We start from the raw sequence: 16,437 nt of genomic DNA on the forward strand, positions 1-16,437 counted from the left end.
CAGCACCGGCAGGCATGGGCGCATCACACCGCGACCGGTGTCGGGGAACAAGGGGGCAGACCGGAGGAAAAAGCCCGGTCGCCCGGACGCTCGGCAACTATTCCTTACGGGGCGCCGGAACGGCTGATTCCAGGGGGTTCGACTGACAAATGCGTCAGTATTGCCTGACACTCCGTAACGAAATTTTTCCACCCAGGCCCGCCAGGAAAGTTGCCGGCAAATTGACGAATGGTGGCTCCCGCCGTCGCTGATTCCTCGTTTGCCCCCTCCAGAGGCGCAAGCGTCCAGGCAAAAAAAAACGCCAATCCGATGATTGGCGTTTTTTATTCCAGCGAGGCGCCGGGCGCTTATTCAGGCTTGCGCCGCCCGAACCCTGGACGCTGACCGGAACCGGCCGGGGCGCCACGGCGCTTGCCCGACGGGGCGTCCTTGTCCACCAGGCTGATGCCAGGACGCTTGGACTTCGGTGCCGGCTTGGCCGGACGCTTGCTGTCCACCGGGCGATCCGCCACCGGTGTCCCGCGCGACTCGCCACGGCCTGCCGGACGCGGAGCACGAGGTGCACGCTCACCATCCTGGCGAGGGGCCGGCTTGCGGGCCGGACGTTCGCCTTCGATCTGCGGCTCGCGCGAAGTGCGCTCGGCGCCAGCCGCCGCACCGTTGGCCGGACGCAAGGTGCGCACACGCTCGGTCTTGCCCATCGGACGCGAGGATTTGCGCTGCATCCGCTCCAGCTTGTCCTTGCTCTTGGCGTTCAGTTGCGGCATCGCCACCGGCGTCAGGCCGACCTCGGCACTGAGGATATCGACCTCGTACTGGGTCATTTCACGCCAGCGGCCCATCGGCAGGTCGGAATTCAGGAACACCGGGCCGAAACGCACACGCTTGAGGCGGCTGACCACCAGGCCCTGGGATTCCCACAGACGACGGACTTCGCGGTTGCGACCTTCCATCACCACGCAGTGGTACCAGTGGTTGAAGCCTTCGCCACCCGGCGCCTGCTGGATGTCGGTGAACTTCGCCGGGCCATCCTCGAGAACCACACCGGCCTTGAGCCGCTCGATCATCTCGTCATCGACTTCGCCACGCACACGCACCGCGTATTCACGGTCCATCTCGTAGGACGGGTGCATCAGGCGGTTGGCCAGTTCACCATCGGTGGTGAACATCAGCAGGCCGGTGGTATTGATGTCCAGACGACCGATATTGATCCAGCGGCCTTCTTTCGGACGCGGCAGCTTGTCGAACACGGTCGGGCGCCCTTCCGGGTCGTCACGGGTGCAGATTTCGCCGTCGGGCTTGTTGTACATGATCACGCGGCGAACCGATTCGGCCGCTTCTTCGCGCTTGATGACCTTGCCATCAATGGTGATGGCGTCGTGCAGGTCGACACGCTGGCCAAGGGTGGCATCTTTGCCATTGACCTTGATCCGGCCTTTGCTGATCCAGCCTTCCACGTCGCGGCGCGAGCCGACGCCGATACGGGCGAGGACCTTCTGCAGTTTTTCGCCTGCTGGGCCGATTTCCTGGCTGTCTTTCTGATCGTTGTCACTCATCTGGGCACCTCCCGGTGTGTCGATTCAGGCCTGGCCTGAAGAGATAAAAAACCTGTTCTGGACGATGGGATCGTCGAAGGGTCGCGAATCATACGCGGATCCGCGGCTTCGCGCATCACAGAGTAGCAGTTTGTCGGCGCACCCCGTCGCGGCAATCAGTCTTCCCACTGGCGCCGTTCGTTCTCGATGGCTTCGGCCAGGGCCTGGGCTTCCGCCTCCTCGTCACTCAACCCGGGCCGGGCGGTGGCGTCCAGTGCGGCGACCGCGGCCAGCAGGCGCTCGCGGGCTTCGGCGGCACCGACCAGATCCTCCTCCGGCTCATCGGGCAGTTCGTCGGAATCCTGCTCGGGCTGCGGTTCATCGAGCGTCTCGACGGCCTGCGCTTCCTCGCCCTCGCCAGGCAGCTCCAGGCCGGGTTCTTCCTGGAACTCCCCGCTCGGCAGCGGGCTGTCGCCATCCCTGAGCAAGTCGTCGAAGTCGGTCTTGATGCCCTCCTCCATCGAGTCCAGTTCCAGCAGCAGGGTATGGAAGCTGGTTTCTTCCTTCAGCTCCTCCACCGCCTCCGGATCGGCGCTGGCGTCGGCCAGGGCCTGCAGGCTTTCGGGCACCGGCGCATCCTCGAAATCGAGCACCGGGTCCGGCTCCAGTTCGCGCAGTTCCGCCAGCGGCGGCAGGTCATCAAGGTTCTTCAGGTTGAAGTGGTCGAGAAAGGCCTTGGTGGTCGCGAACATCGCCGGTTTGCCCGGCACCTCGCGATAACCGACCACCCGGATCCATTCGCGCTCCAGCAGGGTCTTGACGATCTGGCTGTTGACCGCCACCCCGCGCACGTCCTCGATCTCACCCCGGGTAATCGGCTGGCGATAGGCGATCAGCGCCAGGGTTTCCAGCATCGCCCGGGAATAACGCTGCGGGCGTTCTTCCCAGAGCCGGCCAACCCAGGGCGAGAACTTCTCGCGAATCTGCAGGCGATAGCCGGAAGCCACCTCCTTGAGTTCGAAGGCGCGGCCATCGCAGGACTTGGCGAGCAGCGTCAGGGCTTTCTTGAAGACCGGCGGCTCGGGACGCTCGGTTTCCTCGAACAGCTCGTACAGACGCTCCAGGGATTGCGGCTTTCCCGAGGCCAGCAGAAAGGCTTCGAGCAGCGGAGCCAGCTCGCGGGGTTCAGTCAGGTTCATTGATTCGCTCGTTATTCGGCTCGGGCCCGCACATGGATCGCCCCGAAGGGCTCATTCTGCACCAGTTCGACCAGGGATTCCTTGACCAGCTCGAGGATCGCCATGAAGGTCACCACCACGCCGAGCTTGCCTTCCTCGGCGGTGAACAGCTCGACAAACGGCACAAAACCGCCGCCCTTGAGCCGATCGAGCACATCGCTCATGCGCTCGCGGGTCGACAGTTGCTCACGGCTGACCTGATGGCTTTCGAACATGTCGCCACGACGCAGCACCTCGGCCATGGACAGCAGGACCTCTTCCAGGCTGACGTCCGGCAGCAATTTGCGCGCCCGCGCTTCCGGGGCGTCCAGCTTGGGCACGACGACGTCGCGGCCCACCCGGCTCAATTCATCGATGCCTTCGGCCGCCGCCTTGAACCGCTCATATTCCTGCAGGCGACGGATCAGTTCGGCACGCGGGTCGTCCTCTTCCTCCTCGACCTCGGCCGAACGCGGCAGCAGCATGCGCGACTTGATCTCGGCGAGCATGGCCGCCATCACCAGGTATTCGGCCGCCAGTTCCAGGCGCACCGACTGCATCAGCTCGACATAGCCCATGTACTGGCGGGTGATTTCCGCCACCGGGATGTCGAGGATATTGATGTTCTGCTTGCGGATCAGGTACAGCAGCAAGTCCAGCGGGCCTTCGAAGGCCTCGAGGAAGACTTCCAGCGCATCTGGCGGAATATACAGGTCCAGCGGCATTTCCATGACCGCCTGGCCATAGACCATGGCAAAGGGCAGTTCCTGCTGCGCTCCGGCCTGGCTGTCGACCGTTTCAACAGCGGACATTCAGGCCTCGACCATGAAGGGAGCCGGATCGCCGCAACCGACCCGGACCACTTCCGGCTCGCCATCGGCCAGATTGATCACGGTGGACGCCTTGATCCCGCCGAAGCCGCCATCGATGATCAGGTCGACCTGATGTTCGAGCAACTGGCGGATCTCGTAGGGATCGATCATCGGATCGCTGTCGCCGGGCATGATCAGACTCACGCTCATCAGCGGCTCGCCCAGTTCGGCCAGCAGCGCCAGGGCAATCGGATGACTGGGGATACGCAGGCCGATGGTGCGTTTTTTCGCGTGCAGCAGCAGCCGCGGCACTTCCCGGGTCGCATTCAGGATAAAGGTGTAGGGCCCTGGCGTATGAGCCTTGAGCAGGCGGAACAGGCCGGTGTCGACCTTGGCGAACAGGCCCAGTTGCGACAGGTCGGCACAGATCAGCGCGAAGTTGTGCTTGTCATCCAGTTGCCGCAACCGCCGCACACGCTCGACCGCATTCTTGTCGCCGATCTGGCAGCCAATGGCATAGGACGAATCGGTCGGATAGATCACGACCCCACCCTTGCGAATGATTTCCACCGCCTGCTTGATCAGGCGCGCCTGCGGGTTTTCCGGATGAATCTGGAAAAATTGACTCACATTTTCTACCTGTTCAGACGCATGCGGTTGTTGGCTGGTCATATTTGAACCGACACCAGAGCGGCGGCAGATCTTCGGGAAGCGGGCGGTACTCACCGATCTCGGACCAGCCTCCAGGGCCATGAAAATCGCTGCCGGCACTGACCAGCAGCCCGAACTCACGGGCCAGGATCGCCAGGCTGCCGACCTGCTCGGCCGGCTGGTGCCCGTTGACCACTTCAAGTGCCTGGCCTCCCGCTTGAATATAGTCGGCAATCAGCTTGCGGCGCTTGCTGCGGGTGAAATCGTAGTGCCAGGGGTGCGCCAGGCTGACCCAGGCACCGGCCGCGCGCAAGGTGCCCACGGTGTCCTCCAGGGTCGGCCAGTGCAGCTTGACGTCCCCCAGCTTGCCGGCCCCCAGCCACTTGCGAAAAGCCTCGGCCCGGTCCTTGACGAAGCCCTCGCGGACCAGGAAGTCGGCGAAATGCGGGCGCGCCGGCGCATTGCCGCTGTCGCCCAGCTCCTGCTGGATCGCCCGCGCGCCGTCCAGCGCACCGGGCATGCCCTTGAGGGCGAGCTTGCGGCTGATTTCCTCGGAGCGCAGCCAGCGTCCCTCGTGCAGCCTGGCAATGGCCTCGACCAGCGCTGGCGCATTGACATCAAAACCGTACCCCAGCACATGGATGGTCGCGCCGCCCCAGGTGCAGGATAACTCGACGCCATTGACCAGCCGCATGCCCAGCGCATCCGCCGCGGCACGGGCCTCGGCAAGGCCCTCCAGGGTGTCATGGTCGGTCAGGGCCAGGACTCGCACGCCTTTCTCGTGCGCACGGGCAACCAGGACCGCGGGCGCGAGGGCGCCGTCGGAAGCCGTGCTATGGCAGTGCAGGTCGATTTCCACGGGAACTGAATAACCTCTAGGTGGCGCTTTCGCTGGCAAGTATGTTTGTTATTATGCCGCTACATCCTGCTTCTGGCTGCCACTGTGAAACAATTCATCGATTTCATCCCGCTGTTCCTGTTTTTCATCGTCTATAAAATCGAACCCCGCATCATCGACATCGCCGGCAACAATGTGACGGTCGGTGGCATCTACAGCGCCACGGCGGTGCTGATCATCAGTTCCCTGGTGGTCTACGGCGCCCTGTTCGTCAAGCAGCGCAAGCTGGAGAAAAGCCAGTGGCTGACGCTGGTCGCCTGCCTGGTGTTCGGCAGCCTGACCCTGGCCTTCCACAGTGAAACCTTCCTCAAGTGGAAGGCACCGGTGGTCAACTGGCTGTTCGCCCTGGCCTTTGCCGGCAGCCATTTCATCGGCGACCGCCTGCTGATCAAGCGCATCATGGGCCATGCCCTGAACCTGCCGGACCCGGTCTGGACGCGCCTGAACGTCGCCTGGATCGTGTTCTTCCTGTTCTGTGGCGCGGCCAACCTGTTCGTCGCGTTCACCTTCCAGCAGTACTGGGTGGACTTCAAGGTATTCGGCAGCCTGGGCATGACCCTGCTGTTCCTGATCGGCCAGGGTATCTACCTGTCCCGCCATCTGCACGACGCCGATCCCACCACGCCAAAAACCGAGGACTGACATGCTCTACGCAATCATTGCCACCGACGTCGAGAACTCCCTGGAAAAACGCCTGGCGGCACGTCCGGCGCATATCGAGCGGCTGCAACAGCTCAATGCCGAGGGCCGGGTGATCCTCGCCGGACCGCATCCGGCCATCGACAGCAACGACCCTGGCGCCGCCGGCTTCACCGGCAGCCTGATCGTCGCCGAGTTCGAGTCCCTGGCAGCCGCGCAGGCCTGGGCCGAGGCCGATCCGTTCGTCGCCGCCGGCGTCTACGGCCACGTCCTGGTCAAGCCATTCCGCCAATCAATGCCCTGAGCCGGCGCCGGCGCGATGCCCCGCCAGGGATCATCGCGCAGGCAATCGCTCATTATTCTCGTTCGACAGCCGACAACGTTCTGAATACCGATTGGAATCAGGAGTTTCCGATGCGTAAAGGTCCGTTGTGTCTGCTGTGCGTCATGTTATCGATCGGGGCAATCGCCCAGGCTGAAGAAAGCGGCGCGGGCAATTCCACGCCCCTGTCCCTGAGCGCCGGAAGCCAGATCACCGATTTGCAGCAACGCCTGAAAGAAAGCGAGCGACAGCGCGAAGAACTGAGCAAGCAGCTGGCCAGCGCCGACGCCGAGCGTGAAAGCGCCCAGCTCAGCCGGTTGCGTCAGGAGAACCAACGCCTCAAGCTGCAACTCAAAGAGGCACAGGCCAACCCTGTTCCCCGCCTGCTGACCGACCAGCAGCAATGGTTTGTCACCGGAGGGGGAGTTGCACTCCTGGCCCTGCTCTGCGGTATCTTCGCCAGTGGCGGGCGCAGACAGCGCCGGCAATGGTTGAATTGAGAGCGCCATCGGGCGATCTGTTATCGAGAACTTCATGAGCGACCTGTTACTGATAGACGATGACCAGGAGCTGTGCGAGCTCCTGACCAGTTGGCTGAGCCAGGAAGGCTTTCAGGTACGTGCCTGCCACGATGGCCTCAGTGCCCGCAAGGCCCTGGCCGACAGCGCCCCGGCGGCGGTGGTGCTGGACGTGATGCTGCCCGACGGCAGCGGCCTCGAGCTGCTCAAGCAGTTGCGCAGCGATCACCCGGAACTGCCGGTGGTGATGCTCTCGGCCCGCGGCGAACCCCTGGACCGTATCCTCGGCCTCGAACTGGGCGCCGACGACTACCTGGCCAAGCCCTGCGACCCCCGGGAACTGACCGCCCGCCTGCGCGCGGTGCTGCGCCGCAGCCACCCGACCGCGACGTCGAGCCAGCTGGAACTGGGCGACCTGTGTTTCAGTCCGGTGCGGGGCGTGGTCACCATCGATCAGCAGGACTTCACCCTCACCGTCTCCGAAAGCCGCCTGCTCGAAGCCCTCCTGCAGCAACCCGGCGAACCGCTGGACAAGCAGGAACTGGCGCAGATCGCCCTGGGTCGCAAGCTGACCCTCTACGATCGCAGCCTGGACATGCACGTCAGCAACCTGCGCAAGAAGATCGGCCCGCATCCCGACGGGCGCCCGCGGATCGTCGCGTTGCGCAGCCGCGGTTATTACTACGCACCGTGAGCCAGCGATGATCATTGATCGCTCACACGCTCCAGCGTGGGAACGATCAAAACGGCTTTGTAAGTTCTGCCCGAGCCCCTCTTTACCCAAGCTTTACCCTCCGCTGACCGCCGCTGACCTTGATCTCCTTAATCTGTACTCACCCGGACTGACCGGAACCGAGACAAGGAGAAACACCATGCGCAAGACCCTTATCGCCCTGATGTTCGCTGCAGCCCTGCCAACCGTCGCCATGGCCATGCCTGGCAGCGGTGGCCCGATGGACGGCCCACACCATGGCGGCGGCAATCACTGGCGGGCGCCCTACAGCCAACTGGACCTGACCCCTGACCAGCGCCACGCCATCGGCAAGCTGATGGGTGAACAGATGCGCGATCGCAAGATGCTCGCCGAGAAGTACCTGGCCAAGCTCTCGCCGGCCGACCAGACGGCGTTCAAGAACGAACGGGATGCCGCTCGCCAGAAAACCCAGGGCGAAATCCGCGCGCTGCTCAAGCCTGACCAGCAGAAGACCTTCGACGAGATCCAGAAGAAACACGCCGAACGCCGTGCCGAATGGGCCGAATTCAAGGCCTGGAAAGCACAGCAGCCACAAAAAGCGCAATAATCCGCTTCTACCCCGAGCCCGACGGCCAATGCCGCCGGGCTTTCCCTGTTTGATTGGTTGAGGAATTGCCGTGCGATCACTGTTCTGGCGCATCCTGGCCAGCTTCTGGCTGGCCATTGCCCTTGTCGCGGGATTGTCGATTCTGCTCGGACACATGCTCAACCAGGACGCCTGGATCCTCAGCCGGCATCCGGGCCTGGCGACCCTGGCCGAAGACTGGACCCAGACCTATGAAAACCAGGGCGAAGATGCCGCCCAGGACATCCTGGAACAGCGCAAGAAGCAGTATCACATCGATGTCCAGGTCCTCAACGAAAGCGGCGACCCGGTGGTGCGGGGCACCTTCCCTCGTCGTGCCGCGGCCTTCGAGGCCCGCCAGAACAACGACGATCGCCGGTTGCCGTGGCGGCGCCTGACGGTCGAATACACCAGCCCGAAAAGCGGCGATACCTACCTGCTGATCTACCGTATTCCCCACCCGGAGCTGGATGCCTGGCACCGTGAAAGCCTGCTCTGGCCCCTCAGTGCCCTGGGCATCGCCCTGGTGGTGCTGACCCTGTTCAGCCTGCTGGTGACCCTGTCGATCACCCGGCCGCTGAGTCGCCTGCGCGGTGCCGTGCATGACCTCGGCCAGGCCACCTATCAACAGAACAGCCTGGCGAAACTGGCTGCGCGGCGCGATGAGTTCGGCGTGCTGGCCAAGGATTTCAACCTGATGGGCGCCCGCCTGCAAAGCCTGATCGGCAGCCAGCGGCAATTGTTGCGTGATGTCTCCCACGAGCTGCGCTCGCCACTGGCGCGCCTGCGGATCGCCCTGGCCCTGGCCGAACGTTCGAACCCCGAGGAACGTGAACGACTCTGGCCGCGACTGACCCGCGAATGCGATCGCCTGGAAGCGCTGATCAGCGAAATTCTCGCCCTGGCCCGGGTCGATGCCGACCAGGCCAGCGCCGAAGAGGTCGATCTCAATCAGTTGCTGACGGTCCTGCAAAGAGAGGCCGTGCTCGGCTCAACGGAGCAACCGGTGCAACTGGAGGCCGAACAGGCGCTGAGCCTGAGGGGCTGGCCGACCATGATCGAACGGGCACTGGATAACCTGCTGCGCAATGCCCAGCGCTTCAACCCCGAAGGCCAGGCCATCGAAGTCTCGGCGCGGCGCCAGGGCGAACGGATCGAAATCAGCGTCCGCGACCATGGCCCCGGCGTCGAAGCCGAACACCTGGCACAGTTGGGCGAACCGTTCTTCCGCGCTCCCGGCCAGACCGCGGCGGGCCATGGCCTGGGCCTGGCGATTGCGCGCCGGGCAGCGGAACGGCATGGCGGCAGCCTGGTGCTGGCGAATCATCCGCAAGGCGGCTTTATCGCCACCCTGGACTTGCCGCTGGAGCCGGGAACAACCAGTTGAACCTTGTCCCTGCGCAAGCGGAATCGAGCGGGAGCCGGCCGGCTCCCACACAAGCCCCGGGATTTCAGGCCGACCAGGCGCTGACAAACTCCGTCAGGTCGACCTTGGGCGCCGGGCGCAATTCGTTCTGCGGCGTGCCCAGGTAGAGAAACGCGATCACTTCCTCGTCGTCGCTCAGGCCCAGGCCCTTGGCCACATGGCGCGAGTAGGACAGTTCGCCGGTGCGCCAGACCGCACCGATGCCCTGGGCGTGCGCCGCCAGCAGGATCGCGTGGGCCGCACAGCCGGCGGCCAGCAGTTGCTCGGACTTCGGCACCTTGAAATGCTCCTGCAAACGCGCGACCACGACCACCACCAGCGGTGCCCGCAACGGCATGCCATGGGCCTTGTCGAGTGCCGCCTGGGTCACTTCGCCACCTTGCTGCTGCACCGCCTCGGCAAGCAATTGCCCCAACTGTTCGCGAGCCGCGCCTTCTACCGTCAGGAACCGCCAGGGCCGCAGCTGCCCATGGTCCGGCGCGCGCATGGCGGCCGCGAACAGGACTTCGCGCTGGGCCGCCGTCGGTGCCGGATCCAGCAGGCGCGGTGCGGAAACACGGTTGAGCAAATTGTCGAGAGCCTCCATCGGCCACCTCCTCGGGAAAATGTGCGGCTATTCTAGCCACATCCGTAGCGGCCCTGGCGGTTTACATGGACAGGCCCGCAGGTAGAATGACGCCCTTCCCCTGCCCCGAGCTTATTTCATGGCGTTGCCGACCCTGCGCATCATCGGTTTCATCATCGGCATCTTCCTGATTACCCTGGCTATCAGCATGGTCGTGCCCATGCTGACCCTGGTGATTTTCGAACGCACCAGCGACCTGCCGTCGTTTCTCTGGGCCAGCACCATCACCTTTATCGCCGGCCTGGCCCTGGTGATCCCGGGTCGCCCGGAACAGGTGCACTTGCGCCCCCGGGACATGTACCTGCTGACCGTCTCCAGCTGGGTGGTGGTGTGCATTTTCGCCGCCCTGCCCTTTCTGCTGACCCTGCACACCAGCTACGCCGACGCCTTCTTCGAAAGCATGTCGGGCATCACCGCCACCGGCTCGACAGTGCTCAGCGGCCTGGACAACATGTCCCCCGGCATCCTGATCTGGCGCTCGCTGCTGCACTGGCTGGGGGGCATCGGCTTTATCGGCATGGCGGTGGCGATCCTGCCGCTGCTGCGAATCGGCGGCATGCGCCTGTTCCAGACCGAGTCCTCGGACCGTTCGGAGAAAGTCATGCCGCGCTCGCACATGGTGGCGCGCCTGATCGTGACCGCCTATGTCGGCATCACCATCCTCGGCAGCCTGGCCTTCTGGTGGGCCGGCATGAACCTGTTCGATGCGATCAACCATTCGATGTCGGCGATTTCCACCGGTGGCTTCTCGACCTCCGACCAGTCCCTGGCCAAGTGGCATCAGCCGGCGGTGCACTGGGTGGCGGTGGTGGTGATGATTCTGGGCAGCCTGCCGTTCACCCTCTACGTCGCGACCCTGCGCGGGCACCGCAAGGCACTGATCAAGGACCAGCAGGTCCAGGGGTTGCTGGGGCTTCTATTGGTGACGTGGCTGGTACTGGGCACCTGGTACTGGTGGACCACCGACCTGCACTGGCTCGATGCCCTGCGCCACGTGGCGCTGAACGTGACCTCGGTGGTCACCACCACCGGCTTTGCCCTGGGCGACTACAGCCTGTGGGGCAATTTCTCGCTGATGCTGTTTTTCTACCTGGGTTTTATCGGCGGGTGTTCAGGTTCGACGGCGGGCGGGATCAAGATCTTCCGTTTCCAGGTCGCCTATATCCTGCTCAAGGCCAACCTCAACCAGTTGATCCATCCGCGGGCGGTGATCAAGCAGAAGTACAACGGTCACCGGCTCGACGAGGAAATCGTCCGCTCGATCCTGACCTTTTCGTTCTTCTTCGCCATCACCATCTGCGCGATTGCCCTGGCCCTGTCGTTGCTCGGCCTGGACTGGATGACTGCCCTGACCGGCGCCGCCAGCACCGTGTCCGGCGTAGGCCCCGGCCTGGGCGAAGTGATCGGCCCCTCGGGCAACTTCGCCAGCCTGCCGGACGGGGCCAAGTGGATCCTGTCCCTGGGCATGCTGCTGGGCCGGCTGGAGATCATCACAGTGTTCGTGCTGTGTATTCCGGCATTCTGGCGTCACTGACCGTCGCCACCGTCCCCAGCAGGCGCGCCCGGTACTCGCCGGGCGTCACTTCGAACCAGCGGCGGAACGCGCGGAAAAAGTTGCTCGGATCGGCAAAGCCCAGCAGATAGGCGATTTCCAGCAGGGTCATGCGCGGCTGCGCCAGGTACTGCTCGGCCAGTTCGCGACGGGTGTCGTCGAGCAGGGTCTGGAAGCTCGTGCCCTCCTCCTGCAAGCGCCGCTGCAGGGTCCGCTGCGACAGGTGCAAAGTCTGCGCGACCATCTCGCGCTTGGGCTCGCCCTGGGGCAGCAACCGACACAAGACCTGGCGCGCCTTGTGGGTCACCCGGCTCTCGGAAAAGCGCGCCAGGTATTCGCCAGCGAAGCGATCATGCAACAGGGCCATCGCCTCATTGGCGGTGGGTAACGGTGCTTCCATATCGGCTTTCTCGAAAATCAGCGCGTCGTAGGGCGCGTTGAACACCAGCGGCGCATGAAACACTTCTTTGTAGGGTCCGATGTCTTCCGGCTGGGAGCCCTGGACCAGGACCTTGCGCGGCTGCAACGTACGCCCGGTCAGCCAGCCGCACAAGGCCAGGGCGCAGGCCAGCGATGCCTCGGCGCTCTGCCGGGTCGGCGGCAGGTGATCGCCATGCACGGTGAGGATCAGCGCATAGCCCTCGGGCAGCAGGCGAAAGCTCAGGTCCGCGCTTTCGGCAATGATCCGCTGGTAGCGCACCAGGCGCATGAAACCTTCGGCCAGGGTCTGGCTGGACATCAACGCATAACCGGCCACATGAAAGGACGCCGGACGCACCACCTTGCCCATGTTCAAGCCGATCGCCGGGTTGCCGGACAGTTCCACCGCACGCTGCCAGAGCCGCGTCATGGAGTCCTGGGGGAAGCGCGCGTCAGGGTCATCCAGCGCGGCATAATCGAGCCCGAGCTGCCTGAAAAGGGCACGGCAATCCAGACCGTCCATCTCCAGCGCTTTGACAATCCCCATCGCCCAGCTTGCAGAAGTCGTTCTTTCGCTCATGGCCTTTTCTTACATGGTAAGCCGCATATTACGACTGATGGCCTAAGGATACTAAAGTGGCGCCTATTGTCACTGGTCGTTACAGCTAATGACTCTAGACTCAAATAAGCTCCCCGGGGAACCGCCCGCGCCCCATCGCTGAAGCACGGAGAGTACGCTTTGGAAAACGCCAGGAAATTCAACAGTTTTGCCGAGTTCTACCCCTACTACCTGAGCGAGCACGGCGACAGCACCTGCCGTCGCCTGCATTTCGTCGGAACCAGCCTGGTCATCTTCATTCTCGCCATGGCCATCGGTCGCTCGGCCTGGTGGTTGCTGTGGGCGCTGCCGGTGGCCGGCTACAGTTTCGCCTGGGTCGGCCATTTCTTCTTCGAGAAGAATCGCCCGGCAACCTTTCAGCATCCTTTCTACAGCCTGCTGGGTGATTTCGTCATGTACCGCGACATGTTGCTGGGCAAGGTGCCGTTCTAGGCCACCCATCGAGGCCCCGCAGGCCAGCGATCCGTCTCGCGCAGCCACTGTCAGGCGCGGTGCGCGGCCTAGACTGAAGGCAGGATCCACAGCACAGGAAAGGACCGCCGATGAATGTCCAGGCCCGCTTTACCCATATGCAGGACGGTACCGAGGAAGACTGGGCGATCATCGCCGCCGACTTCAGCGCCTACGCCCGGCAGTTGCCGGCGCGGATCGTGGCCCACCTGAGGCTGCTGGAAGGGGACTTCGGCGGCTTCCCGGTGGATCGCCTGACCCACTCGCTGCAAACCGCCAGCCGCGCCTGGCGCGATGGACGAGACGAGGAATACGTGGTCTGCGCCCTGCTCCACGATATCGGCGACACCCTCGGCTCCTATAATCACCCGGATATCGCCACGGCGATCCTCAAGCCGTTTGTCAGCCCGGAAAACCTGTGGATGGTGGAGAAGCACGGGATCTTTCAGGGCTACTATTTCTTCCATCACCTGGGTATGGATCGACACCTGCGCGAACAATTCAGCGAGCATCCGCAGTATCAACCGACCATCGAGTTCTGTGCCCGCTATGACGCCGCGGCCTTCGACCCGGCCTACGACACCCTGCCCCTGAGCTTTTTCGAGCCGATGCTGCAACGCCTGTTCGCCCAGCCGAAAAACTCGATCTACAAGGCGGCGATGGAACAGCAGTCGGCCTGAACGATCATCAACCGACCTGCGCGACCTTCTCCAGCTCCAGCTTGAGCTGGGCCTCGCGAGCCTGGGCATCCGCCAGTCGATACAGCTCGATGGTGCCATCCCAGTGCTCGATCAGCGCCGTGCAGGACTCGACCCAGTCACCGCAGTTGAGGTACTCCACTTCACCGACCTGGCGAATCTCGGCGTGGTGGATATGCCCGCAGACCACGCCATCCAGGCCACGCTTCACGCATTCGTGGGCGATGGCCTCCTCGAAGTCGCTGATGAAGCTGACCGCGGTCTTGACCTTGTGCTTGAGGTACGCCGACAGCGACCAGTAGCCATAACCGTAACGCGCCCGCCAGTGGTTCAGCCAGCGGTTGAGGGTCAGGGTGAACTCGTAGGCCGAGTCGCCGAGAAAGGCCAGCCAGCGGTGGTAGCGGGTGATGACGTCGAACTGGTCGCCGTGGATCACCAGCAGCTTGCGACCATCGGCGGTGACATGCACCGCTTCGTCCACCAGCTGGATATTGCCCAGGATCAGCTTCGAATAGCGACGCAGGAACTCATCATGGTTGCCGGTGACATAGATCACCTCGGTGCCGCGCTTGCTCATGGTCAGCAGGCGCCGAATCACGTTGGTGTGGGCCTGGGGCCAATACATGCCGCTGCGCAGCTTCCAGCCGTCGATGATATCCCCGACCAGGTAGACCCGGTCGGCGTGATAGCCCTTGAGGAACTGCGACAGATGCTCCGCCTGGCAATCGCGGGTACCGAGGTGCACATCGGAAATCCACAGGGTTCGCACACGTTGCTTACGGCTGGGTTTGGCGAGCTCCGCACGGGTCATGGGCATTCTCCGGATTTTTCCTGAGCTTGCACCGGGGCAGTTAATGCACCATGACACTCCCGCGACAGTCTGATGACAGCCGCCGACCTGACATAACCGCTTCAAGTTCAACCGGTATAGACTGCGGACTTGCCGAGGAGACCGCCATGGGACCGTTCCTGACCCTGCGCCAGTACAGCGACGAGTTGATCGTCCACAGCCACGCCCACGCCCAACTGGTGTTCGGGCTCTCGGGTCGGCTCGACTTCGAAATCGAAGGGCGCGGCAGCCGGGTCGTGCAGCAGAGCGTCGCGGTGATTCCCTATGACGCCCACCACACCTGCGGCAGCCCGGACGGCAGCCGTTGCCTGGTGCTGGACGTGCCCGACGAACACTGGCTGGTGCAATCCCTGGGCGACCACGCCGATGCCAGCCGGCGCCTGCTCGACAACCCCGGTCCGCGACCGTTGAATGCCAGCCAGGGCCAGTTGGTGAACTGGTTGGCCAACAGCCCGGTGCATGACCCGCTGATCGCCCGGCAAGGCGCCGTGCTGTTGCTCGCCAGCCTGAACAACGACGCCGCCGGTAGCGGCGACGGCAAGCGCCTGCCCCTGGCCGCGCTGGATGCGCATATCGATCGCCATGCCGCACGCCCGTTGCAGGTCGCCGACCTGGGGCGGATCGCCGAACTGTCCAATGCCCGCCTGCATGCACGATTCATGGCCGAATGCGGGCAGACGCCCATGGACTACATCCGCGGTCGCCGGCTGCGGCTGGCCCTGGGGATGCTGCGGGAAACCGCGTTGCCGATCGGCGAGATCGCCCTGCGCGTCGGCTACAGTTCGCAGAGCGCCTTTTGCGCCGCGATGTCACGCGAATTCGGCGCCTCGCCCGGTGCCCTGCGCCGCGAGTCTGGCGACAACTAGCGCGAGTCCCGCGACAGACAGCGGTGCGCCCGCCCCTCTAGACTGCAGCCTTGTGAACCCGCGCTTCCAAGGACTGCAATGACTCCCCGTTCCGCCCTCGGCGCCCTGCATATCGGCGCACTGATGTTCGGCCTGACCGGCGTGTTCGGCAAGCTCGCCGCCGCCTCCCCCGCCATCATCGTCTTTGGCCGTGCCGCCTTTGCCGTGCTCGCCCTCGCGCTGTTCGCCGGCCTGGCCCGCAATGGCGGCTGGCAACGCCTGCACGCCCGCGACTGGCAGGGCCTGCTGCTCAGCGGCCTGCTGCTGGCGGGCCACTGGGTGAGCTTCTTCATTTCGGTGAAAGTCGCCGGTGTCGCCATCGCCACCCTGGGTTTTGCCAGTTTCCCGGCCTTTACCGTGATCCTCGAAGGGCTGATCTTCCGCGAGCGCATCCGCCTGAACGAAATCGTCCTGGTATTGCTGGTCAGTATCGGCCTGGTACTGGTCACGCCTGATTTCGACCTCGCCAGCCAGGCCACCAGCGGCCTGCTCTGGGCGGTCCTGTCCGGATTGCTGTTCGCCCTGCTGTCCCTGACCAACCGTGCCGGTTCCGGGCGGATCCCGCCGGTGCAGGCGGCGCTGTGCCAGAACCTGGTGGTCGCCGCCTGCCTGCTGCCCTGGGCCGCCCCTGGGCTGGGAGACGTGCGCGCACTGGACTGGCTGTGGATCGGCCTGCTCGGGATCCTCTGCACTGGCGTCGCCCACAGCCTGTTCGTCGCCAGCCTGGCGGTGATCAAGGCCCGTACCGCCGCCGTGGTCTTCGCCATGGAGCCGGTCTACGGCATCACCGCCGCCTGGTTGCTGTTCGGCGAAAACCCGAGCCTGCGCATGCTGCTGGGCGGCGCGCTGATCATTGTCGCCATCGTGCTGTCGAGCGTGCTGGGCCAGGCAGCCGCCCCGAAAACCGCGAAAATCGCCCCGAACCATTGATTTTCGGGGACTGTCCTATACTTCGAGCATCCGCAACAGCCAGCCGTCGTT

The 16,437-nt window shown here is 64.0% G+C and carries 19 protein-coding genes; 11 read left to right on the forward strand and 8 right to left on the reverse strand.

What is annotated here, in order from left to right:
* Positions 1-347: 347 nt before the first annotated feature.
* From rluB to HX881_RS31840, 5 genes are all read right to left on the reverse strand, one after another.
* On the reverse strand, positions 348-1,556 hold the full coding sequence (rluB, locus tag HX881_RS31820) for a 23S rRNA pseudouridine(2605) synthase RluB (protein WP_177088533.1): 1,209 nt from the start codon (positions 1,554-1,556) through the stop codon (positions 348-350).
* A gap of 155 nt (positions 1,557-1,711) precedes the next feature.
* Positions 1,712-2,734, reverse strand: coding sequence for an SMC-Scp complex subunit ScpB (gene scpB, locus HX881_RS31825; RefSeq protein ID WP_177088535.1), 1,023 nt, complete (start codon positions 2,732-2,734; stop codon positions 1,712-1,714).
* Between the two features lie 11 nt (positions 2,735-2,745).
* Positions 2,746-3,444, reverse strand: coding sequence for a segregation and condensation protein A (locus HX881_RS31830; RefSeq protein ID WP_177060501.1), 699 nt, complete (start codon positions 3,442-3,444; stop codon positions 2,746-2,748).
* Positions 3,445-3,564: 120 nt separating this feature from the next.
* Positions 3,565-4,194, reverse strand: coding sequence for an L-threonylcarbamoyladenylate synthase (locus HX881_RS31835; RefSeq protein WP_017124480.1), 630 nt, complete (start codon positions 4,192-4,194; stop codon positions 3,565-3,567).
* Positions 4,195-4,207: 13 nt separating this feature from the next.
* Positions 4,208-5,074, reverse strand: a complete 867-nt coding sequence (locus tag HX881_RS31840) for a PHP domain-containing protein (RefSeq protein WP_017124481.1) — start codon at positions 5,072-5,074, stop codon at positions 4,208-4,210.
* Between the two features lie 84 nt (positions 5,075-5,158).
* Here HX881_RS31840 and HX881_RS31845 point away from each other — a divergent pair, with 84 nt between their 5' ends.
* From HX881_RS31845 to HX881_RS31870, 6 genes are all read left to right on the forward strand, one after another.
* Positions 5,159-5,755, forward strand: coding sequence for a septation protein A (locus HX881_RS31845; protein WP_177088537.1), 597 nt, complete (start codon positions 5,159-5,161; stop codon positions 5,753-5,755).
* A gap of 1 nt (position 5,756) precedes the next feature.
* Positions 5,757-6,056 carry a YciI family protein gene (locus tag HX881_RS31850; RefSeq protein WP_017124483.1) on the forward strand — a complete coding sequence of 100 codons (300 nt, stop codon included), beginning with the start codon at positions 5,757-5,759 and terminating at the stop codon, positions 6,054-6,056.
* Positions 6,057-6,166: 110 nt separating this feature from the next.
* Positions 6,167-6,574 (forward strand): SH3 domain-containing protein, encoded by a 408-nt coding sequence (locus HX881_RS31855; protein ID WP_177088539.1) that lies wholly within the window; start codon positions 6,167-6,169, stop codon positions 6,572-6,574.
* 34 nt (positions 6,575-6,608) lie between these two features.
* Positions 6,609-7,286 (forward strand): response regulator transcription factor, encoded by a 678-nt coding sequence (locus tag HX881_RS31860; protein WP_017124485.1) that lies wholly within the window; start codon positions 6,609-6,611, stop codon positions 7,284-7,286.
* A 178-nt stretch (positions 7,287-7,464) separates the two neighbouring features.
* Positions 7,465-7,893, forward strand: a complete 429-nt coding sequence (locus HX881_RS31865) for a Spy/CpxP family protein refolding chaperone (protein ID WP_103032647.1) — start codon at positions 7,465-7,467, stop codon at positions 7,891-7,893.
* Between the two features lie 70 nt (positions 7,894-7,963).
* Positions 7,964-9,298, forward strand: a complete 1,335-nt coding sequence (locus HX881_RS31870; RefSeq protein WP_177088540.1) for an ATP-binding protein — start codon at positions 7,964-7,966, stop codon at positions 9,296-9,298.
* A gap of 64 nt (positions 9,299-9,362) precedes the next feature.
* Here HX881_RS31870 and HX881_RS31875 read toward each other — a convergent pair whose 3' ends face one another.
* Complete coding sequence (locus tag HX881_RS31875) at positions 9,363-9,923, reverse strand: NAD(P)H nitroreductase (protein ID WP_177088542.1); 561 nt, start codon at positions 9,921-9,923, stop codon at positions 9,363-9,365.
* Positions 9,924-10,041: 118 nt separating this feature from the next.
* On the opposite strand from HX881_RS31875, the gene HX881_RS31880 reads away from it, so the two are divergent.
* Positions 10,042-11,496, forward strand: coding sequence for a TrkH family potassium uptake protein (locus HX881_RS31880; protein ID WP_177088544.1), 1,455 nt, complete (start codon positions 10,042-10,044; stop codon positions 11,494-11,496).
* On the opposite strand, the gene HX881_RS31885 is transcribed toward HX881_RS31880, so the two are convergent.
* A complete protein-coding gene (locus HX881_RS31885) occupies positions 11,453-12,514 on the reverse strand; it encodes an AraC family transcriptional regulator (RefSeq protein WP_177088546.1) in 1,062 nt (353 codons plus the stop codon). The two genes, HX881_RS31880 and HX881_RS31885, sit on opposite strands and share 44 nt — an antisense overlap.
* Positions 12,515-12,673: 159 nt before the next feature.
* On the opposite strand from HX881_RS31885, the gene HX881_RS31890 reads away from it, so the two are divergent.
* Together HX881_RS31890 and HX881_RS31895 are read left to right on the forward strand one after the other, a co-directional pair.
* Entirely contained in the window at positions 12,674-12,985 is a 312-nt protein-coding gene (locus HX881_RS31890) for an Mpo1-like protein (RefSeq protein ID WP_017124489.1), read from the forward strand.
* A gap of 110 nt (positions 12,986-13,095) precedes the next feature.
* Positions 13,096-13,683 (forward strand): HD domain-containing protein, encoded by a 588-nt coding sequence (locus HX881_RS31895; protein WP_017124490.1) that lies wholly within the window; start codon positions 13,096-13,098, stop codon positions 13,681-13,683.
* Positions 13,684-13,690: 7 nt separating this feature from the next.
* On the opposite strand, the gene HX881_RS31900 is transcribed toward HX881_RS31895, so the two are convergent.
* Positions 13,691-14,512, reverse strand: a complete 822-nt coding sequence (locus HX881_RS31900; RefSeq protein ID WP_017124491.1) for a UDP-2,3-diacylglucosamine diphosphatase — start codon at positions 14,510-14,512, stop codon at positions 13,691-13,693.
* Positions 14,513-14,658: 146 nt separating this feature from the next.
* Here HX881_RS31900 and HX881_RS31905 point away from each other — a divergent pair, with 146 nt between their 5' ends.
* Both HX881_RS31905 and HX881_RS31910 read left to right on the forward strand, forming a co-directional pair.
* Positions 14,659-15,417, forward strand: coding sequence for a helix-turn-helix transcriptional regulator (locus tag HX881_RS31905; protein ID WP_017124492.1), 759 nt, complete (start codon positions 14,659-14,661; stop codon positions 15,415-15,417).
* A 78-nt stretch (positions 15,418-15,495) separates the two neighbouring features.
* Positions 15,496-16,386: a DMT family transporter gene (locus tag HX881_RS31910; RefSeq protein ID WP_177088548.1), complete on the forward strand. Its 891-nt coding sequence runs from the start codon at positions 15,496-15,498 to the stop codon at positions 16,384-16,386.
* The last annotated feature ends 51 nt before the right edge of the window (positions 16,387-16,437 follow it).

This window comes from Pseudomonas gingeri, from assembly GCF_013386115.1.
GTDB classification, from domain to species: Bacteria; Pseudomonadota; Gammaproteobacteria; order Pseudomonadales; family Pseudomonadaceae; genus Aquipseudomonas; species Aquipseudomonas gingeri.